Source organism: Nonomuraea endophytica, from assembly GCF_014203235.1.
Lineage (GTDB): Bacteria > Actinomycetota > Actinomycetes > Streptosporangiales > Streptosporangiaceae > Nonomuraea > Nonomuraea endophytica.
The window spans coordinates 623,539-643,352 of the sequence record NZ_JACHIN010000004.1 but is presented as its reverse complement, the minus strand read 5'-3'; the positions used below and the strand labels follow the sequence as shown (position 1 = coordinate 643,352).

General features: G+C 70.9%; 18 protein-coding genes. 16 read left to right on the top strand and 2 right to left on the bottom strand.

All coding sequences use genetic code 11. The annotated features are described in order from the left end of the window. Positions 1 to 7 precede the first annotated feature (7 nt). Positions 8 to 1,168, top strand: coding sequence for a PQQ-dependent sugar dehydrogenase (locus HNR40_RS18510; protein WP_312896409.1), 1,161 nt, complete (start codon positions 8 to 10; stop codon positions 1,166 to 1,168). Continuing rightward, positions 1,165 to 1,623, top strand: a complete 459-nt coding sequence (locus HNR40_RS18505) for a flavodoxin family protein (protein WP_184962778.1) — start codon at positions 1,165 to 1,167, stop codon at positions 1,621 to 1,623. The genes HNR40_RS18510 and HNR40_RS18505 overlap by 4 nt, the downstream gene beginning before the upstream one ends. 49 nt (positions 1,624 to 1,672) lie before the next feature. Here HNR40_RS18505 and HNR40_RS18500 read toward each other — a convergent pair whose 3' ends face one another. Both HNR40_RS18500 and HNR40_RS18495 read right to left on the bottom strand, forming a co-directional pair. Beyond that, positions 1,673 to 2,881, bottom strand: a complete 1,209-nt coding sequence (locus HNR40_RS18500) for a lipopolysaccharide biosynthesis protein (protein ID WP_184962776.1) — start codon at positions 2,879 to 2,881, stop codon at positions 1,673 to 1,675. A 93-nt stretch (positions 2,882 to 2,974) separates the two neighbouring features. After that, complete coding sequence (locus HNR40_RS18495) at positions 2,975 to 3,241, bottom strand: carboxymuconolactone decarboxylase family protein (RefSeq protein WP_184962774.1); 267 nt, start codon at positions 3,239 to 3,241, stop codon at positions 2,975 to 2,977. A gap of 103 nt (positions 3,242 to 3,344) precedes the next feature. Between HNR40_RS18495 and HNR40_RS18490 the strand changes: the two genes are divergently transcribed. From HNR40_RS18490 to glnII, 14 genes are all read left to right on the top strand, one after another. Next, positions 3,345 to 3,752, top strand: a complete 408-nt coding sequence (locus tag HNR40_RS18490; RefSeq protein WP_184962773.1) for a hypothetical protein — start codon at positions 3,345 to 3,347, stop codon at positions 3,750 to 3,752. Positions 3,753 to 3,880: 128 nt separating this feature from the next. Continuing rightward, positions 3,881 to 4,558: a hypothetical protein gene (locus HNR40_RS18485; RefSeq protein ID WP_184962771.1), complete on the top strand. Its 678-nt coding sequence runs from the start codon at positions 3,881 to 3,883 to the stop codon at positions 4,556 to 4,558. 10 nt (positions 4,559 to 4,568) lie between these two features. After that, positions 4,569 to 7,508, top strand: coding sequence for an AAA family ATPase (locus HNR40_RS18480; RefSeq protein WP_312896408.1), 2,940 nt, complete (start codon positions 4,569 to 4,571; stop codon positions 7,506 to 7,508). A 69-nt stretch (positions 7,509 to 7,577) separates the two neighbouring features. After that, entirely contained in the window at positions 7,578 to 9,056 is a 1,479-nt protein-coding gene (locus HNR40_RS18475) for an MFS transporter (protein WP_184962769.1), read from the top strand. Positions 9,057 to 9,087: 31 nt separating this feature from the next. Further along, on the top strand, positions 9,088 to 9,528 hold the full coding sequence (locus HNR40_RS18470; RefSeq protein WP_184962767.1) for a hypothetical protein: 441 nt from the start codon (positions 9,088 to 9,090) through the stop codon (positions 9,526 to 9,528). 79 nt (positions 9,529 to 9,607) lie between these two features. Then, entirely contained in the window at positions 9,608 to 10,957 is a 1,350-nt protein-coding gene (locus tag HNR40_RS18465; RefSeq protein WP_184962765.1) for a cytochrome P450, read from the top strand. A gap of 35 nt (positions 10,958 to 10,992) precedes the next feature. Further along, positions 10,993 to 11,328 (top strand): hypothetical protein, encoded by a 336-nt coding sequence (locus HNR40_RS18460; RefSeq protein ID WP_184962763.1) that lies wholly within the window; start codon positions 10,993 to 10,995, stop codon positions 11,326 to 11,328. Then, entirely contained in the window at positions 11,322 to 12,506 is a 1,185-nt protein-coding gene (locus HNR40_RS18455) for an adenosylhomocysteinase (RefSeq protein WP_184962761.1), read from the top strand. Before HNR40_RS18460 ends, HNR40_RS18455 begins: the two co-directional genes overlap by 7 nt. Continuing rightward, entirely contained in the window at positions 12,503 to 14,137 is a 1,635-nt protein-coding gene (locus tag HNR40_RS18450; RefSeq protein ID WP_184962758.1) for an ABC transporter ATP-binding protein, read from the top strand. Before HNR40_RS18455 ends, HNR40_RS18450 begins: the two co-directional genes overlap by 4 nt. Continuing rightward, entirely contained in the window at positions 14,134 to 14,712 is a 579-nt protein-coding gene (locus tag HNR40_RS18445) for an ECF transporter S component (RefSeq protein ID WP_184962756.1), read from the top strand. The genes HNR40_RS18450 and HNR40_RS18445 overlap by 4 nt, the downstream gene beginning before the upstream one ends. Before the next feature lie 4 nt (positions 14,713 to 14,716). Further along, positions 14,717 to 15,538, top strand: a complete 822-nt coding sequence (locus HNR40_RS18440; RefSeq protein WP_184962754.1) for an energy-coupling factor transporter transmembrane component T family protein — start codon at positions 14,717 to 14,719, stop codon at positions 15,536 to 15,538. Continuing rightward, positions 15,526 to 16,761: an amidohydrolase family protein gene (locus HNR40_RS18435; protein ID WP_184962752.1), complete on the top strand. Its 1,236-nt coding sequence runs from the start codon at positions 15,526 to 15,528 to the stop codon at positions 16,759 to 16,761. Before HNR40_RS18440 ends, HNR40_RS18435 begins: the two co-directional genes overlap by 13 nt. 33 nt (positions 16,762 to 16,794) lie before the next feature. Then, complete coding sequence (locus HNR40_RS18430) at positions 16,795 to 18,735, top strand: sensor histidine kinase (protein ID WP_184962750.1); 1,941 nt, start codon at positions 16,795 to 16,797, stop codon at positions 18,733 to 18,735. 22 nt (positions 18,736 to 18,757) lie between these two features. Continuing rightward, positions 18,758 to 19,777 carry a glutamine synthetase gene (gene glnII, locus HNR40_RS18425; protein WP_184962748.1) on the top strand — a complete coding sequence of 340 codons (1,020 nt, stop codon included), beginning with the start codon at positions 18,758 to 18,760 and terminating at the stop codon, positions 19,775 to 19,777. The last annotated feature ends 37 nt before the right edge of the window (positions 19,778 to 19,814 follow it).

The following is a 19,814-nucleotide window of genomic DNA, read 5'->3' as shown; positions in this document are numbered from 1 at the left end:
TCGGGGCGTGCGATCGGCTCTTCTCACGCCGCCGGCCGTCGTGGTGGTGCTCGCCGCGACGGTGCTGGCCTGCGCACCCTCCCCTCCCGTGGCCGGTACGCCCACCGCTCAGACCAGCGCGCCATCGGTCACGACGCCTGCCCCCGAGACGCCGGCCAAGCCGGGCAAGCTGGTGTTCAGCGAGGTGGCCACGATGGACAAGCCCGTGGCCTTCGCCGTACGCAAGGACGACGACCGCGTCTACGTCGCCGAGCAGGGCGGCAAGCTCCGCACGCTGGACGGCGCGACCGTGATCGACCTGTCCGCCGAGGTCAGCACCGGCAACGAGCAGGGGCTGCTCGGGGTGGCCTTCCATCCGGGCGGCCGCTGGCTCTACCTGAACTGGACCGACCGGGACGGCCACACCCACGTGACCGAGTGGGCCTTCGACGGGAGCAAGGCCACGGGGCGCCGGGACGTTCTGCGGCAGGACCAGCCGTTCCCCAACCACAACGGCGGGCAGCTGGCGTTCGGCCCTGACGGGTATCTGTACATCGCGCTGGGCGACGGGGGCAGCGGCGGCGATCCGCAGGGAAACGGGCAGGATCTCGGCACCTGGCTGGGCAAGATCCTGCGCATCGACCCGCGCGGCACGCCGTACAAGGTGCCGGAGGACAACCCCTTCACCGGGAAGGAAGGCGCCAAGCCGGAGATCTGGGCCTATGGGCTGAGGAATCCCTGGCGGTTCACCTTCGACAAGGAGAGCGGCGACCTCTGGATCGGGGACGTCGGCCAGAACGCCTGGGAGGAGGTCGACTTCCAGCCGGCCGGTTCCGAGGGCGGCGAGAACTACGGGTGGAACCTGCGCGAAGGCGACCAGCCGTTCAACGGCGGCAAGGGGAAGGACCTCACCGATCCGGTGATCACCTATCCGCTGGGCGAGGGCGGCAACTGCTCGGTCATCGCCGGGTTCGTCTACCGGGGCGAGAAGATCCCGTGGTTGCGGGGGCGGTTCCTGTACGGGGACTTCTGCGCGGGATGGGTGAAGGCGGCGCAGGCCGACGAGCTGGAGGACGTCCTGGACGTGGGCAAGGTGGAGCAGCTGTCGTCGTTCGGGCAGGCGGCCGACGGGGAGCTGTACGCGCTCAGCCTCCAGGGACCCGTCTACAAGATCGAGGCGGCGTCGTGAGCCGCCTGCTGATCGTGCACCACACGGTTTCACCGGCCACGCACGAGCTGTTCGAGCAGGTGCTCAAGGGGGCGACCACGGACGAGGTCGAGGGGGTCGAGGTGGTGACGGAACCGGCCCTGGGCGCCACGGCGGCCGACCTGCTGGCCGCCGACGGGCTGCTCATGGGGACGAGTGCCAACATCGGCTACATGTCGGGCGCGCTCAAGCACTTCCTGGACACCGTCTACTACCCGTGCCTGGCCGAGACGCGGCGGTTGCCGTACGGGCTGTGGGTGCACGGCGACAACGACACCACCGGGGCGGTGCGCGCGGTGGAGTCGATCGCGGGCGGGCTGGGCTGGGAGCGCGCGGCCGCGCCCGTCACCGTCACCGGCCGTCCCGCCAAGACCGACCTGGAAGCCTGCTGGGAGCTCGGCGCCACCCTGGCCGCCGTCATCAGCCCAGCCGCGTGAAACCGGCCTCCTCGCGGAGGCAGTGCAGCACAGAGCCTGACGTAGGGCTTCAGTCCGGTGATCTGACGAACCAGGTGATCATCAGGGCCGCCGTCACCGCGTGCGTGATGCTGGAGGCCACGCCCGCGCCCGTCGCGCCCCAGGCGGGGATCAAGGCGGTGTCCAGGCCGAGGTTGAGCGCCAGGGCCGACAGCGTGATCATGGTCATCGGGCGGGGTCTGGCCAGCCGGGCCAGGTGCTGCTCGACGGGTTTGATGAGCGCCGCCATCACGGCCGCGGGCGCGAGGGCGAAGAGCGGGGCCACGCTCGCGGCGTACGGCGGGCCGTACACGAAGGGCAGCGCGCACGCGGCCCCGGCGGCGATCAGCGCGACGCACCCCAGCGAGATCACCAGGTTGAGCGCGAGCATGTGGGTGGTGACGGCGCGTGAGCCGGAGTCGGTGCCGCCCGCCTGGCCCGGCAGGCACACGTGGGCCACCGCCTCGGTCGGGATCTTCACCAGCATCAGGACCCCGGCGGCGACGGTGTAGAAGCCCGCCTCGCGGGGCGAGTGCAGGAATCCGAGCAGCAGCGTGTCGGCCGCGGGCAGCAGGTGGAAGGCGACGAGGCCGAGGTGGTAGCGGCCGGACAGGGCGAGCTGGCGGACGGCCAGGGCCCTGGCGGGGCGCAACGCGCGCGCCCCGAGCGCGCCGGTGAAGCGCAGCACGGCGGGTACGCTGGCCGCCGCCCAGCACGCGACCACGGCGGTGAGCGTGAGCAGGTCGAACGCGGCCAGCGCCAGGATCGGGAGATACTGCGCGAACCCCGAGGCCAGCTGCGCCTGGTTGACCAGCCGGGTGCGCCCGCGCAAAAGCAGCACACCGCGCAGGTTGAGCCAGCAGACGGTGAACGGCACCGACGCCAGCGCGATCGCCAGCGCGGGTGTGGCGGAGCGCGGATCGCAGGCGGCGGCCGCGGCGAAGGCGAGCAGGGCGGTGATCGTGCCCATGCCGAAGCCGATGACGACCGCGTTGCCCGCCAGCCGCGCCCGCAGCACCCGGTGTGGCCAGAAGGCGATCTGTGAGGTGTTCAGCGACCAGTGCCCGATGAGGACGGCGGTCGTGGCGATGCTGACGATCGCCGCGTAGAGGCCGCGGCCCTCCGGGTGGAGGGCTCGGGCCAGGGCGGCGCCGGCGACGATGCCGAGCGCCGTCTTCACGCCTTCGGCGGCCATCATCGGAAAGGCCGCACGGATGGTCGTTCTCAGCGCCCGGCCCATGGGGCAGATCCTATGGACCACTCCCGTCGCGGATTATGTGGCGTGGTTTTCCGTGAAGTCGGGAGATCGTCTGCATTTGCCAAGGAGGGGAATTCAGCCGGAAATCTGGTCGATGAGATCCTCCACCTGGGCGTTGAGCCGGGCGCCGCGTGCCCAGCCGGCGTAGTGGGTGAGGAAGGCCACGACCTCCCGCAACTCCTCCACGCTCAGCTCTCTGGCCCGCACCGCCGCGTCCAGCTGGATCAGCAGTTCATCGTCCAGACCGCCCTGGCCGACGAGCAGGCCGAGCAGCAGGAGCCGGCGTTCTCGGAAAGAGAGCGCGTCTCGTGACCACAGATCGGCGAATGTCATCTCTGCCATGCAAACCGCGCTCCCTATCCGGGTGATCCTCATATCTTTCGCTACTTCGGGAGATGGACCAATGGGGGTTGCGGGAACGTTGCGGCGGAGTGACCGTGAAGGCATGCGTGCCTTAGGTTTACTCGCCGCCGCGTTGCTCTTCGTCACGGCCTGCGGGGCCGAGCAGGGGGAGGCGCCGGGCGCGGCGCTGCCCCGCAACGACGGCGGGAACGCCAGCCAGCGGGGCGTGCACGTGCGCAACGCCTACCTGCTGAAAGGCGGTTCGCTGCACGCGGTGCTGATCAACTCGGGCACACGGGCGGACCGGCTGGTCCAGCTCACGATCAGCTCCGGGCAGCTCGCCCTGCCGGCCCCGATCGAGCTGCCGCCCGCCGAGCCGGTCGGCGGGGACCGGGCGATCGCCACCGCCACCGGGCTGGAGGCGCGGGTGGGCTCGTGGGTTCCGGCGACCTTCCAGTTCCAGGAGGCGGGCACGGTCACCGTGCAGGTTCCGGTCAAGGAGTACCCCTAGACTTCCGTAACAAGTAAAGCCAAGGGACGGCCAAGATTTGGTCAAGATTTGTCACCGGTCATGACGCTCATTCCGCATGAAAAAGGGCACAACAACACCGTTGGTCCGTTAAGCGGAGGTAAGCCCCGGTGATATCGGTACGGACCTGGGCCGCGGTCATGATCGTGGTCCTGCTGGCATCGGCCTGCGGCCGGCCGGCCTTCCATTACGTACGCGACAAGGGCGGCACGACCTACTTCAAGGTCCCCTCCTCCTTCGCCCAGCTCGACGCCTACCCGATCGAGCTGTATCTGAGCAGGCTCCACCCCGACTCCGAGGCCGCCCGGCTGCGCAAGGAGCGGGTGTGGTCCACCGCCTTCGACCGGGCGGGCGAGCCGACACTCCAGCACCTGCTCGGCTCCGGCGACCCGTTCGTGTACTCCACCGTCCACCGGCTCACCACGCGCGAGCGCGACCGAGTCTCGCTCGACGGGCTGCGCGACTTCGTCTTCCCGGTGACGGAGCCCGCCAGGACCGCCTACCTCACCGACCGGCTCGGCAGCGGGCAGATGCCCCTCTATCTCAGGTTCGAGCCGCTGCTCGACCGGGTCCTGACCCTGGACGGCGGCGCCCGGGGCGTACGGCTCCGCTTCAACTACCAGATCGGCCCCGGCGTCCAGACCTTCGACCAGACCGCGATCCTCGACGAGAAGGGCGCCACGGTCTCGGTGCTGATCGTCAGCTGCCGGTCGCTCTGCTTCAGCGAACGCGGCGGCGAGATCGACCAGATCGCGCAGTCCTTCAAGCTGCTCCGGCTGCCCGGATGAGGGAGCTCCAGTGACCACAACCATCGCCCGCGGGGGCGGAGTCAGGACGAAGATGCGGCTCTGGGATCGTGGCAGGTTCCTGATCGGGCTGCTGGCCGCCTTCCTCGTCCTGACCTGGAAGGCGATGGCGGACTTCGAAGGCATCATCTCCTTCGGGGAGGCCGTGCAGTACGTCGGGGCGGCCCATCCGTGGATCTTCTGGCTGATGGCCGCCGAGACGGTACGGCAGGCGCACTTCCTGGCCGGCGAGCGTTCCTCCGGCTATCACCGGTTCTGGAGCCAGAAGGTCTTCGGCGGCCTCGAACGCTGGTCGCACCGCCGCTTCGGCGACTGGACCCGCTTCCGGATCGCCGGAGCCGTCAAGATCGCCTTCTGGGTGTCGCTGGCCGCGCTGGTGCTCGGGGCGGTGCTGGAGGTCAGCCCGTTCGCCGCCCTGTTCAGGGCCCCGGCGCTGGTCGTGCGGGAGCTGCCGTTTTTCCTGTTCCTCGTGGTCATCATCCTGCTCGGCGGGCTGGTGTGGTTCCTGTCGCGCGGCGGCGTGGAGACGTACTTGCCCGGCGGCATCAAGACCCGCTTCACCGACGTGTGGGGGCAGGACCACGTGGTCGAGCGGGTCAGGGAGAACATCGTCTTCCTGGACAGGCCCGACGTCATCGAGGCACGCAGCGGCCACGTGCCCGGCGGGCTGCTGCTCTGGGGGCCGCCGGGCACCGGCAAGACGCTGATCGCCGAGGCGGTGGCCGGTGAGAGCGGCAAGCCGTACGTGCTCGTGGACTCCGGCGCCTTCACCGGCGTCCTCAAGGTGAAGGCGCTCTTCAGGAAGCTGCGCAAGCTCGCCCTGCGTCACGGCGGGGTGATCGTCTTGTTCGACGAGGCGGACCGCCTCGGCAAACGCGCCCGGCAGGGCCCGCCGGGCCAGCAGGGCTTCAGCGGCTGCCACGGCCTGAACTACCTGTCGGAGGAGACCCGCTCCGTCCTCTCCGTCAAGGCGCACGGCCCCGAGCCGGTCCCAGGCATGACGAACTCCGGCACGCTTCAGGCGCTGCTCACCGAGCTGTCCGGCCTGAACAAGCCGCGCGGCCTCTTCAACCGGCCGGTACGCCGCGTGCTGGGCATGCGCCCCAAGCCGCCACCCAAGTACCGCATCCTCCTCATGATGGCCACCAACCGCCCCGACGCGCTCGACGAGGCGCTGTTACGGCCCGGCCGCATCGACCGCGTCCACAAGGTCGGCTACCCGTCCAAGGCCGGGCGGGTACGCACCTACCAGGGCTACTTCGACAAGGTCGCGCACGAGCTCACCCCGCGACAGCTCGACAAGTTGGCCACGATCACGCCCCACGCCACCGGCGCCACGATCAAGGACCTGGTCAACGAGTCGCTGATCACCGCCATCCGGGCCGGCCGCGGGATCATCACCTGGTCCGACGTGCTGCGGGCCAAGAGACTCAAGCAGCTCGGGCCGCCGGAGGACGTCGAGTACGTCGAGCGCGAACGGCACGCCGTCGCCGTCCACGAGGCCAGCCACGCCGTGGTGGCCTACTACACGCGCTCCCACCTGGAGATCGACATCGCCACGATCGAGAAGGGCGCCGACTACCTCGGCATGGTCGCCTCGATCAAGCCGGAGGACCGGTTCACCCGGTGGAAGTCGGAGTACGAGGCGGACATCATGGTCTCGCTCGCCTCGCTGGCCGGGGAGCGGATGTTTTTCGCCGAGGACAACTCCTCGGGCGTCTCCGGCGACCTGCACTCGGCCACGTTCCTGACCGCGCTCATGGAGTCCTCCTGGGGGATGGGCTCCGGGGTCGCCTCGCTGCCCGCGCTGCGGGAGCTGGAGATCATCGGCGGTACGGCGGCGCGGCGGCCCGACCTGCTGGGGGAGCGGATCGAGTCCAACCTCGGGCGGCTGCTGGAGAAGACCGGGCGGCTGCTGCGGGAGCACCGGCGGGAGGTGCTGAGCGTCGCGCACGCGCTGGAGAGGCACCGCACGCTCAACGGGGACGACGTGGTGGCGATCATCGAACGGCGGGCCGGGCCGTTGGTCGACGGGACCGTTTATGCCTCCGACGAGCTCCACGCCGAGCTGGAGGACTACCACCTGGAGGCGGCCAGGGCGCATCAGGAGCACAGCCGGGTGGAGCGGGAACTGCCGGGCGTGGTGGCCGACGAGGCCGTGGATCACAGGCCCGTCCCCGGCCCGGCCATCCCTCTCCAGAGCCCGGCCGTCCCTCTCCAGAACCCGGCCGTCCCTCTCCAGAACCCGCCCATCCCCCTTCAGAACGCGGCCGTCCCTCCTCAGAGCCCGCCCGCTTCCCTCCAGAACCCGGCCATACCCGCCCAGACTCGGCCGGGGCCGCGCGGGGGCGTGCCGTCTTGGGGCAGGCCTGGGTCTGGCGGGCCTGCCGTACCGGCCGCTGGGGGTGCGACGCGGCCGGAGTTCGTGGCCTGGGCCCCCGCACAACAAGCCCCCGCACAACAAGCGCCCGCACAACAGGCCCGCCCGCAACAGGTCCAGCCACAACAAGTCCGGGCGCAATCTCCGCAACAGGTCCGCGCGCAGCACCCGCGCCCGCAGCAGCCCGTCGTGTCTTTCAACGGGGCCGAGCGGCCGGGTCTGGGGCGGGCGGTGCTGATCGCGGTCGGAAGCCTGGCCGGGCTGGTCCTGGTGGCGGTGATGGGCGGCCTGGTGGTCACCCGGTCGGGACCCACCACCGAGCTGGCCTCGCCGGGACTGCTGGTGATCCTGTTCGTGGTCGTGGTGGCGCTGATCGTGGGCGCCTGCCTGGCGGTCGTGGCCGTCAGGGGACTGCGCGCCGCCCGCGCCAGGGCGGAGCACGAGCGCGACCAGGCCCATGCCCGCGCCCAGCTGCTGGCAGCCGCCATGGACCCCGACACGGCGATGCGCCTGCTCGGCTACGACGGCGGGCGGGCTGCCGGAGAAGGATGACCCCAATCACGTAACGCGGTCACTTCGTTGCTTAGGGTGATACGGACCTGAGCAAGGAGTGATCGTCGTATGGGTCCTGGAATCGTCCGCAGCCTGGTGCCCGCGCGTATGGACCGCCTGCCCTGGTCGCCGTTCCACACCCGGCTGGTGATCGCGCTCGGCGTCGCGTGGGTGCTGGACGGGCTGGAGATCACGATCGTCAGCAACGTCGGCGCGTTCCTGCAACGCACCGACACGCTGGGGCTGACCTCGGCGGAGGTGGGTCTGTCGGCGACCGTTTACCTCATCGGCCAGGTGGTCGGCGCGCTGTTCTTCGGCTGGCTGTCCGACCGGATGGGCAGGCGGAGGCTGTTCATCCTCACGCTGGCCGTCTACCTGATCGCCAGCGGCCTGACCGCCTTCTCCTGGGACCTCGGCAGCTTCCTCGTGCTGCGCTTCGTCGCCGGCACCGGCATCGGCGGCGAGTACGCGGCGGTCAACTCGGCGATCGACGAGATGATCCCCTCCAAGTACCGGGGCCACGTGGACCTGGCCATCAACGGCACCTACTGGCTCGGCGCGCTGCTGGCCACCTCGGCGACCTTCTTCCTGCTCAACCCGGCGGGCCCGCTCGACCCCGACTGGGCGTGGCGGCTCGGCTTCCTCATCGGCCCGGTGCTGGGCATCTTCATCTGGGGCCTGCGCAGGCACCTGCCGGAGAGCCCGCGCTGGCTGATGACCCACGGCCGCGAGGACGAGGCGGAGCGGGTGGTCACCGCGATCGAGAAGGAGGTGGAGAGGGAGGACAATCTCGTCCTGGAGTCGGTGCCGGACAGCAGCGCCATCGAGGTGGTGCCGCAGAAGCAGCTGCCGCTGGTCCAGGTGGCCAGGACGTTGTTCCGCACCTATCCGGGGCGCTCGTTCCTGAGCGCCACGCTGATGATCTGCCAGTCGTTCCTCTACAACGCGATCTTCTTCACGTACGCGCTGGTGCTCACCCATTTCTACGACGTCGAGGCCGGCGAGGTGCCCAAGTACATGTTCGCCTTCGCCCTCGGCAACCTGCTCGGCCCGCTCGTGCTCGGCCGGTTGTTCGACACCGTGGGGCGCCGGCAGATGATCTCCGGCACCTACATCGTCTCGGGGTCGCTGCTGGCCTTCACCGGGTGGTTGTTCGAGCGCGGCGTGCTGACCGCGACCACCCAGACGATCATGTGGTCGATCATCTTCTTCATCGCCTCGGCCGCGGCCAGTTCGGCGTACCTGACCGTCAGTGAGATCTTCCCGATCGAGATGCGGGCCCAGGCGATCTCGCTGTTCTTCGCGATGGGCCAGGTCGTGGGCTCCTTCGGGCCGACCGTCTTCGGCGCGCTCATCGGCGACCAGGCCCACCCGGAGCCGACGCGGCTGTTCTACGGCTACCTCTTCGCCGCCGGGATGATGATCTTCGCGGGCCTGGTGGAGCTGCGCTTCGGGGTGAAGGCCGAACGCGCCACGCTGGAGAGCATCGCCGAGCCGCTGAGCTCGATCGAGGCCAAGGCGCGGCGACTCAGGAGCGAGGAGCAGTGAACCGGTCGCGGTAATGGGCCGTCGTCAGGATATGAACCGCCTTCTCGCGCTCAAGGGCGCGTGCGTGCTTCTCGCCGCCCTCCCGCTCGCCGCCTGCCAGAGCGACCGGATGTGCACGCTCATCGGTACGCCCGTGGGCATCCAGGTGGACGTGGCTCCGCCGATCTCCGACCGGGTGGCGGCGGCCGAGATGGAGGTGTGCCAGGCGGGAACGTGCAAGCCGGCGAGGCTGGAGCTCTTCCGGGCCGACCAGGGCGGCGGCCGGTACGGCTTCGGCAACGTGGAAGGGCTGCGCAAGGAGCCGGCCGAGGTCTCGCTGAAGCTGACCGACACCGCTGGCAAACCACTGGTCGAGCAGGACATCCAGGTCACGCCACGCGGGCGCTTCCCCAACGGGCCCGACTGCGGCGAGGGCGGCCCGAACGCGAAGGTGCAGGTGGACGGCGGGGGCCTGCTGCACGAAGTGCCCTGATGCCTTGACCGGACCGCCCGGCGCCCCCTTAATTGGATTCACTGCCTATTGGATCAAATGCCTAATAGTGGGGTGTGAGATGCCGGAGGTCGTGCGGATCAGCCTGCGGAACCGGTTGCGGGCGCTTTACACCTTCCAGGATGTGCTCGATCGCTTCGACATGATCGCCGACAGGTCGGCGGGAGCCGTACAGGTGCGGACGAGCAGGCGCGGCGGCTACGTCGTCGTGTGGGCGCCCGAGCACGTCGAGCGGGTCTTCGTCACCCACCAGCACCTCTACGCCAAGTCCGCGCAGTACCGGCTGCTCGCCGTCGTCACCGGCGACGGCCTGCTGACCAGCGAGGGCGAGCGGTGGAGCGCCCAGCGCCGGCTCATCCAGCCGATGTTCGCCAAACGCCACCTGGGCCGCTTCGCCGAGCACATGACCGAGGCGATCGCGGACTTCGCCAAGGAATGGGAGCAACTGCCGGACGGCGCCCGGGTGGACGCCGCCACCGCCATGAACCGGCTCACGCTCGACGTGGTCGGCCGGGCGCTGTTCGGCTCCGGCCTGTCGGAGCAGGCCGCGCGGCTGGGGCCCGTCCTCACCTCCGGCCTGCGGGTGGGGGTGCGCGCGACCCGCCTGCAGTTGCTCTTCCGCACGCCGCCGTGGCTGGTGGACGCCGCCCACACCGTCGTACGGCGGGCGCCCAAGTGGATCCCCGGCATCCGGGGCCTGCACGAGGTCCTGACCACCACCGACGAGGTCGTGGAGTCGGTCGTCGCGGCGCACCCCGGCGGCACCGACGACCTGCTCGGCCTGCTGCTCGCGGCGCCCATGGACCGCAGGCAGGTCCGCGACGAGGTGATGACCTTCCTGCTGGCCGGGCACGAGACCACCGCCAACGGCCTGGCCTGGTTCTGGCACCTGCTCGCCCTGCACCCCGAGGCGCGCGCCCGCGTCGAGAACGAGGTGGCGGAGGTGCTCGACGGCCGGGTGCCGACCGCCGAGGACGCCGACCGGCTCGTCTACACCGCCGCCGCCTTCCAGGAGGCCTTACGCCTCTATCCGCCGGCCTGGTCGATCGTGCGTACGGCGGTGGCCGACGACCGCCTCGGCGACGTGCCGGTGCCCGCGGGCACGAACGTGGTCATCCCGGTCTACCTGGCGCACCGGGACCCGGGCGCCTGGCCGGATCCGGACAGGTTCGACCCGGAACGTTTCCTGCCCGGAGCGGCGCCGCGCCGCTTCAGCTACCTGCCGTTCGGCGCCGGGCGGCGGATCTGCGTGGGCGCCGGGTTCGCGGTGATGGAGGCAACGCTGATCATCGCCATGCTGGTGCAGCGCTTCCGGCTGGAGATGGAGGAGGGCGCGGAGGTGCGGGCGGAGGCGACGGTCACACTCCGGCCACGCGATGGGATTCCGATGAGACTGTACAAAGTGGTCTAATTCAATCGGATCCCGCGAAGATCGGAAGGACGCCCTTGACCCGGCTCCTCAGCGCGCAGGGGCTCATCCAGGCCGTCCTGCGCCGCACGAACCTGCTCATGGCCGGCAAACGCGTGGCGATCGTCGGCGACGCGCCGCCGGGCCTGGCCGCGCGGCTGCGCGCGATGGGCGCCCACCCCGGCAGCCCCGTGGAGGAGGCCGACCTCGTCTTCGGCGACGGTGTGCAGCCCCTCGCGGTGAAGCCGGGCGCCGTGATCGTGGGCAGCGTGCGCTGCGGCGTCCTCGGCGTGACAGAGGCCAGGCAGGACGTGCTCCGCGTCAACCTGGGCGGCGGCGACGCCGACGTGTACGTCGTGAGCGTCCCGTGCTGACCGAGATCGCCGACCCCGGGCTCTGGCCCGGCGGAGCCGACCGGATCGCCTGGGCACGGCGCTTCATGCCGGTGCTCGGCGCGCTGTCGGAAGAGCTCGACCTGGACGGCTGGCGGGTCGGCCTGGTGCTCGTCCTGGAGCCCAAGACCGCCAACCTGGCCCTCGCGCTGCGCGACGCCGGGGCCGAGGTGATCGTGCACTGCCCCGGCAGGGAGACCTCCGACGACGTGGCCGCCGCCCTGGCGCACGCGGGCGTATCGGTGCTGGCCAGGTCGGGCACGACGCGCGCCGAGGACGACGACCTGGCCCGCCGGCTGCTCGACGCCGGGCTGGACGCGCTGGTCGACGACGGCTCCCGGGTGATCAGGCTGGCCCATGCCGAGGACCGGCTCGGCCCGCTCAGGGGCGCCGCAGAGGAGACGACGAGCGGGCTGCGTCCGCTGCGCGTCATGGCCGCTGACGGCACCTTGCGGGTGCCGGTCCTCGCGGTCAACGACGCCCGCTGCAAGGTCCTGTTCGACAACGTGCACGGCACCGGGCAGTCGTGCGTCATGGCCGCGCTGGACCTCAGCGGACTGGAGCTCGACGGGCTGACCTGCGTGGTCGCCGGATACGGGCACGTGGGCCAGGGCGTGGCCCGCTACGCCGCGGCCCTGGGCGCGCAGGTCGTGGTCAGCGAGGTGGACCCGTTCGCCGCGCTGCGCGCCCACCACGACGGCCTGCGCGTGCTCCCGCTGATCGACGCCTGCCCGGAGGCGGACCTGCTGTTCAGCGCCACCGGCGTCGCCGGCACGATCACGGCCGGGCATCTGGCCGCGCTGAAGCCGGGCGCGTTCGTGGCGGTGGCCGGGGGAGTGGAGGACGAGGTGGAACGGACGCCGGGCGGCCGCCCGGTCCGCCCCGGCGTCACCGACCACGGCGGCTGGTACCTGCTGGCCGAGGGCGAGTGCGTCAACTGCGCCGCCGCCGAGGGCAACCCGATCGAGATCATGGACCTGTCCCTGTCGCTGCAGGCGCTGGCCGTCGGTCACCTGCTCGGGCGGCGGCTGCCGCCGGGCGTGCACCTCCTGCCCGACGAACTGGACGAGCGGGTGGCCAGGCTGAAACTGGACGCGCTGGGCGTACGGCTTGACCGGGCGACCGATCGGCAGCGCGCGTTCCTGGACCGTGGACTGTGATCGTCGACGTCCGCGACGCCACCGTCCGGTACCGCTCGACCGGCCAGCAGGTGCTGCACGGCGTGGACCTGGCCGTGGAGCGCGGCGACTTCGTGCTGGTCGCCGGGCCGTCAGGGTGCGGCAAGAGCACGCTGCTGCGGCTGCTCAACGGGCTGGTGCCGCACGCCTACCGCGCCGAGGTCACCGGGCGGGTGGAGATCGGCGGCCGGCCCGCCCTGGAGCAGTCGATCCGGCAGCTTTCCACCGTGGTCGGCACGCTGCTGCAGGACCCCGCCAAGCAGATCGTCGGCACCACGGTCGCCACCGAACTGGCCTTCGGCCCGGAGAACCTCGGCCTGCCCCGCGCCGAGATCCGCGCCAGGATCGACGAGGTGGCCGGCCGCGTCGGCATCGCCCACCTGCTGGCCCGGCCCACCCACGAGCTGAGCGGCGGCGAGCTGCAGATGGTGGCGTTCGCGGGCGTGCTGGTGATGCGCCCGGACGTCGTGGTCGTGGACGAGCCCCTGGCCAATCTGGACCCGGACGCGGGCCGCCGCCTGCTGGGCGCGTTACGCCGCTTCGTCGACGACGGCGGCGCGGCCGTGGTGGTGGAGCACCGGGTGGAGGAACTGCTGGAGTTCAGCCCGGCCAAGGCCCTCTACATGGAAGAGGGCCGCACCCGCTACTCGGGCGACATTTCCGGATTCCTGGGTCAGGCACCGGTGGCGCACGTCAAGCTCCCCTTCGAGACCCTCGTCGCCCGCGCCGCCGAACTGCCCAGCCTCCCCGAGCCGTCGCGCCCGGCCCGCACCGGCCCCTCCCGCCTCGCCTACAAGAACGTCTCGCTCGGGTACGGCTCCCGCACCGTCCTGCACGACACCGACCTCGACCTGAAGGCCGACGAGCGGGTCGCCGTCCTCGGCCGCAACGGCGCCGGCAAGTCGACCCTGCTGCGCGCGGCCGTACGCCTGCTCGAACCCACCAGCGGCGAGATCCTCGTGGACGGCGAGCCCATAGGCGAACGCGACACGCTCAGCCTCGCCACGACCTTCGGCTACGTCTTCCAGAACCCCGGCCAGGCGCTCTTCTCCGCCACCGTCGAGGAGGAGCTGGCCTTCGGCCCCCGCAACCTCGGGCAGAGCCCCGAGCAGATCGCCGAGGTCTCCCGCGAGGCGCTGGCCACCATGCTGCTCGACCGCGAGCCCGGCATCATGTCCCGCCCGCCGCACACGCTCTCGCACGGCCAGCAGCGCCGCCTGACCGTGGCGCTCGCGCTGGCCATGCGCCCCAGGACGCTCGTGCTCGACGAGCCGACCGCCGGGCAGGACCTGCGCACCACGACCACGTTCATGGACCGCGTGCTCGCCGGCATCCAGAGCGTCTACTTCATCACCCACGACGTGGACCTCGCGATCACCCGCGCCGACCGCATCGTCATCGTGGACGGCGGCCGGGTCGTCGCCGACGCCTCACCGGCCGAACTGGCCCACGACGAGCGGTTGTGGACCGGCAGCGGCCTGCGCGAGACCAGCCTGGTCCGCGCCATCCGCGACCTGCTACCCGGGAAAGGAGCGATGGCGAAAGGAGCGATGAAAGGAGCGATACCGCACCCGTTCGAGCTGGCCAGATCTGGAAGGACTCACCTGCCATGACATCCCCCGACGCCTTACCCGTCCGCACCTCGCTGTGGGAGATCAACTCCCGCGTGGTCGTCTTCGCCGCCGTCGGCGCCGCCCTGTACGCCGTGCTCGGCCTGATCAGCTTCACCATTCCGGGCACCCAGAACGTCGACATCCGCCCCGCCTTCGCGCTCGTGCCGTTCATCGGCATGCGGTTCGGCCCGATCGCCGGATTCTTCACCGGCCTGGTCGGCAACATGGTCATCGACCAGATCAAGGGTTACGGCGCGCTGTTCTACTGGAACTGGAGCCTGGCCAACGCGCTGACCGGACTGCTGGCCGGCATCCTGTTCGCGCTGATCGTGGCGCGCGTCGGCGCGTCCAAGGAGATGCTGCGCCTGGTCCTGGTGGGCGCCATCGCGTGGGTCTCGATGCTCATCGGGTTCGCCACGACCTTCACCGACATGTGGCTGCAGGACCTCACGTTCGGCGGCTGGGCCTCCTTCGCCTTCGGCCCGCTGCTGCTCAGCAACACGCTGGTCGCCCTCATTCTGGTGCCCGCGCTCGACGCGATCTGGGAACCGATCTCCAAGCGCATGGGCAGGTAACCGCGTGGACGTCACGCCACGGTATCTGGGAGGCGAGTCCTTCCTGGGCCGGCGGGACCCGCGCGTGCTCCTGCTGGTCCCGGTCTGCTTCCTCGTGGCGGTGGCGCGCGTGAGCGACCTGCGCCTCATGCTGGTCTGTGCCCTCGTGGCCCTGGCCTACTACAGTGCGGCGGGCATCCCGTGGCACGCGGTCAGGGCCAACTGGGCCCTCGTCCTGACGCTGATGACGCTGACCGTGCTCGTCAACAGCGTCTTCACCAATGCCCTGCAGATCGAGGCGACCAAGCTGGCGCCGCCGTTGTTCGACATGCCGATCACCGGGAATCCGGTCAGCCTGGCGACGCTGTCGTACTCGATGACGCTTCTGATCAGGTTCGTGGCGATGGCCATGGTGGGCTTTCCGGTGGCGTTCTGCATCGCGCCGGGCGATCTCGGGGTCAGCTTCGCCCGGCTGCGGGTCTCGCAGCGGCTGGCGTTCGGGGTGGACCTGACGTTCCGGTTCCTGCCGTCCACGGCGGCGACCATGCAGCAGATCATCGACGCTCAGCGGGTACGCGGCTACACCCACCCGCGCACGAATAATCCGATAAAGCGGCTAATATCCCTCAAACCGGTCGTGATCCCCCTGACCGTGAACTCGCTCATCGACGCGGAGGACACCTCGAACGCCATGGACCTGCGCGGCTTCGGCGCCAAGCACCGCACGTGGATGCGCGAGCTGGCCTTCGACCGCGCCGACTACCTGCTCCTCGGCTCGTTCGCCGCCTTCGCGCTGGCGCTGCTGGCGTACAAGATCCTCGGCACGGACGTCGTATGGGTCCCGTAGTCCACGGCGCGCCGCTCGTCCTCACCATGGACGGCCCGCCCATCCAGGACGGCACCGTCACCGTCGAGCACGGCCGCGTCGTCGAGGTCGGGCGGGGCAAGGCCGAGGTGCGCTGGCCCGGCGTCCTGGTCGCCGGGCTGGTCAACGCCCACACCCACCTGCAGTACACCTGCATGGCCGCGATCGGGCAGCGCGTCTACGACTCCTTCGAGCACTGGTCCGAGGTCTTCAACCAGGCCTACTTCAAGGGCGGCGAAGGCAGCTGGGACCCCGCGCTCAGGACCGGCGCCTGGGACTGGGCCGCCGCCGCGACCGACGGCGCCTGGCAGTGCCTGCGCTCGGGAACCACCGCCGCCGCCGACATCGTGACCGATCCGGAGGCGTTCGTGGACACGCCGCTGGGCGGCCTGGCGTACCTGGAGATCATCGGCGACACCGACGCCAGCTGGCACCAGGACGGGCGCGAACGCTTCCTCAAGACGCTCGGCGAGCGCCGCGCGGGCATCTCGCCGCACTCGCCCTACACGCTCGACACCGGCGTGCTCGCCGACGCCGCCGTGCTCGCCCGCGAGCGCGGCGCCCGCATCCACATCCACCTGGCCGAGTCCGCGCACGAACGCGAGTACACGATGGCCGGCACCGGGCCGCTGGCCGAGCTGGTGCGCCAGTGGTCGGCGCCGTTCGCGCTGCTGGAGGGCGGCTCGGGCCTGGCGCCCGCCGCCTACCTCGACAGCCTCGGCGTGCTCGGCCCCGACTGCCACCTCGCCCACGGCGTCCACCTCGGGCCCGACGACCGCGCGCTGCTGCGCGAGCGCGGCACCGCGGTCGCGCTGTGCCCCCGCTCCAACCGCACCCTCGGGCTCGACGGCCCCGACGTGGCCGCGCTGCTGCGCGAGGGCAACCCTGTCGCCGTCGGCACCGACTCGCTGTCGTCCTCGCCGTCACTCGACCTGCTCGCCGACGTCGCCGCACTCAAGCAGCTCGCCGTACGGCAGGGCTACCACCACCCCGACCTCGACCGGCGGCTCATCGAGGCCGCGACCCTCGGCGGTGCCCACGCGCTCGGCATGCGCGACGAGATCGGCGTCCTGCGGCCGGGCTCCCGCGCCGACTTCGCCGTCTTCGACGTTGACCCCCGCGACCCCTATGCCGGCCTGGTGGAGAACGGTTCTGGTCGGTGCGTGGCCACGGTTGTGGGCGGCACGAAACTTTGGGCCCTGTAGGGGCGTCCGAGCAGGTGCTAGCGTCCCGGGACGATGGCATCGCAGAGCCTGCGCTTCAAGCTGTACTCCCTCCTCAGCCTGCCGATCGTGGCGCTCGTCGCACTGTGGACCTTCGTCGCCGGTCACGTGGTCGGAGACTTCTTCGAGCTGCGCCGGGCGACCACCGCGTTCGAGAAGATCAGCGCCCCCGCGGCGGCGCTGGTCACCGAGCTGCAGCATGAGCGCAAGTCGGCGGCGATGTTCCTGTCCTCGCCGCCGCCCGACGGCAGCCTGCTCGTCTCCGCGCGCAAGCGCACGAACACTGCGGCGGCCGCGTTCCGCACGCTGTCAGCCTCCGAGGAGGCGCAGACCATCACCACGCCCGAGCTGCGCAACGCCATCGACGCCGTGCTGCGCAAGATCGGCGGCCTGGACGCGGTGCGCAGGGAGGTCGACGACCGCACCACCAACCGCCTGTCGGTCGTGCAGGCCTACGGCGAGGCCACCGACGAGGTCTACCGCCTCTACGACCAGGCCGTCACCGTCCCGGACATCAAGCTCTACCAGCAGGCCGCCGGGCTCCAGCGCATCGCCCACGCCCGCGACCTCATGTCCCGCGAGGACGCGCTGATCTCCGGGGCGACGCTGGCCGGGCGGATCACCCGGGAGGAGTACGAGGCGGTCGAGGAGCTCACACCCAACAGGAGACTGCTGCTCGAAGATGGCGTGGCCGCGCTGGAAGCCGAGCTGCGCGCGCCGTACGACCTGTTGCTGGCCTCCCCCGACCACCAGCGGATCTCCGAGATCGAACGCGAGATCATCGAGACCGCGCGGCTGCCGCGCGTGCGCAACTCCTGGCAGGCCGCCGCCGACAGCTTCGGCGCCACCCTCGACCGGCTGCTGGTCAGCCGCTCGGAGCTGCTGAACGCGCGCGCCGAGGCCGCCGCCGGCGAGATCGTCGTGCGGATCGTCGTGGTCGGCTTCCTCGGCCTGGTCAGCATCATCGCGGCCGTCATGTGGTCGGCCCGCCTGGGCCGCCGCCTGGCCACCGAGCTCGACACCCTGCGCGACGCCGCCGCGGAACTGGCCGACGAACGGCTCCCGCGCGTGGTGGAGAAGCTGCGCGGCGGCGAGGACGTGAACGTCGACGTCGAGGCCCCGCCCATCCCCACCGACGGCGCCACCCAGGAGATCCGCGACGTTGCCCACGCCTTCGCCGGAGTACGCCGCACCGCGGTCGAGGCGGCCGTCGGCCAGGCCGCGCTGCGCAAGGGCCTGGGCCGCGTCTTCCGCAACATGGCCCGGCGCAACCAGGCGCTGGTGCACCGCCAGCTCGTCCAGCTCGACGTGATCAGGCGGCAGATCACCGAGCCGGAGACGCTGCAGGACCTGTTCACGCTCGACCGGCTCACCACCCGCATGCGCCGCCAGTCCGAGGGCCTGCTCATCCTGTCGGGCGGCTCGCCGGGACCCGTCAACGGCGACCCGGTCCCGCTGGCCGACGTGGTGCGCGACGCCATCTCCGAGGTCGAGGCCTACACCAGGGTGAACGCCCCGCCCATCCCCGACGCCTTCCTCGACGGCGCCGCGGCCACCGACATCACGCACCTGCTGACCGAACTGGTCGCCAACGCCACCGCCTTCTCCCCGCCCACCACCACCGTCCAGGTGTACGGGCAGGTCGTCGGCCGGGGCTTCGCCATCGAGGTGGAGGACCGCGGGCTCGGCCTGCCCGACACCATCCGCGAGGAGGTCAACTCCCGGCTGGCCGACCCGCCGGAGTTCGACCTGGCCGACAGCGAACGGCTCGGCCTGCTCGTGGTCGGGCTCCTCGCCCGCCGCCACGGCATCAAGGTCACCCTCAGCAAGTCGGCTTACGGAGGTATCACCGCGATCGTCCTGCTTCCGCAGTCCCTCATCGTCTCCGGATTAACACGGCGTTCACATTCGGGCAAAAACCGGGAAACGGCAGCCTGGCAGCCTCGGCGTGGCTGAGTAAAACCCCGAAAGGACCTCCGTGAGCTACAAGGCTGAGTACATCTGGATCGACGGCACCGAGCCCACGGCTCTGCTCCGCGCGAAGACCAAGATCCTTGCCGACGGCGCCGAGCCGCCGGTGTGGGGTTTCGACGGCTCCAGCACCAACCAGGCCGAGGGCCACGCTTCCGACCGGGTGCTCCGCCCCGTGTTCACCTGCCCGGACCCGATCCGCGGGGGCGACAACGTGCTGGTCCTGTGTGAGGTCGAGGAGATCGACGGGGAGGCCCACAGGAGCAACACCCGCGCCCTGCTGCGTCCGATCGCCGAGCAGTTCGCCGCGCAGGAGTCGTGGTTCGGCATCGAGCAGGAATACACCTTCTTCAAGGGCTCGCGTCCGCTCGGCTTCCCCGAGGGCGGCTTCCCCGCCCCTCAGGGCCACTACTACTGCGGCGTGGGCGCCGAGGCCGTCTTCGGCCGCGAGATCGTCGAGCTCCATCTCGACCGCTGCCTCATCGCCGGCCTGAAGATCTCCGGCATCAACGCCGAGGTCATGCCCGGCCAGTGGGAGTTCCAGGTAGGCCCGGCCAGCCCGCTTGAGGCCGCCGACCACCTGTGGGTCGCCCGCTACCTGCTCTACCGCACCGCCGAGGAGTTCGGCGTGGAGGCCACCCTCGACGCCAAGCCCGCCCGCGGCGACTGGAACGGCGCCGGCGCGCACACCAACTTCTCCACCAAGGCCATGCGCGAGGGCTACGACGCCATCATCACCGCCTGCGAGGCGCTCGGCGAGGGCGACAAGCCGCTCGAGCACGTCCGCCAGTACGGCGCCGACATCGAGTCCCGCCTGACCGGCGCCCACGAGACCGCCCCGTGGAACAAGTACTCCTACGGCGTCTCCGACCGCGGCGCGTCGGTGCGCATCCCGTGGCAGGTCGAGGTGGACCGCAAGGGCTACATCGAGGACCGCCGCCCCAACGCCAACGTCGACCCGTACGTGGTGACCCGTCTGCTGGTCAACACCTGCTGCGCCGCCCTGGAGAAGGCCGGCCAGGTCTGACGGCACGCTCTCCGGAGGAACGCGGGCACCCCCGATT

Excerpts from the sequence above, each read along its gene's own strand:
- HNR40_RS18500 (WP_184962776.1), bottom strand. The coding sequence starts at position 2,881 with ATGGGCCGGGCGCTGAGAACGACCATCCGTGCGGCCTTTCCGATGATG.
- HNR40_RS18495 (WP_184962774.1), bottom strand. The coding sequence starts at position 3,241 with ATGGCAGAGATGACATTCGCCGATCTGTGGTCACGAGACGCGCTCTCT.
- HNR40_RS18490 (WP_184962773.1), top strand. The coding sequence starts at position 3,345 with ATGCGTGCCTTAGGTTTACTCGCCGCCGCGTTGCTCTTCGTCACGGCC.
- HNR40_RS18475 (WP_184962769.1), top strand. The coding sequence starts at position 7,578 with ATGGGTCCTGGAATCGTCCGCAGCCTGGTGCCCGCGCGTATGGACCGC.
- HNR40_RS18470 (WP_184962767.1), top strand. The coding sequence starts at position 9,088 with ATGAACCGCCTTCTCGCGCTCAAGGGCGCGTGCGTGCTTCTCGCCGCC.
- HNR40_RS18465 (WP_184962765.1), top strand. The coding sequence starts at position 9,608 with ATGCCGGAGGTCGTGCGGATCAGCCTGCGGAACCGGTTGCGGGCGCTT.
- HNR40_RS18445 (WP_184962756.1), top strand. The coding sequence starts at position 14,134 with ATGACATCCCCCGACGCCTTACCCGTCCGCACCTCGCTGTGGGAGATC.
- HNR40_RS18435 (WP_184962752.1), top strand. The coding sequence starts at position 15,526 with ATGGGTCCCGTAGTCCACGGCGCGCCGCTCGTCCTCACCATGGACGGC.
- HNR40_RS18430 (WP_184962750.1), top strand. The coding sequence starts at position 16,795 with ATGGCATCGCAGAGCCTGCGCTTCAAGCTGTACTCCCTCCTCAGCCTG.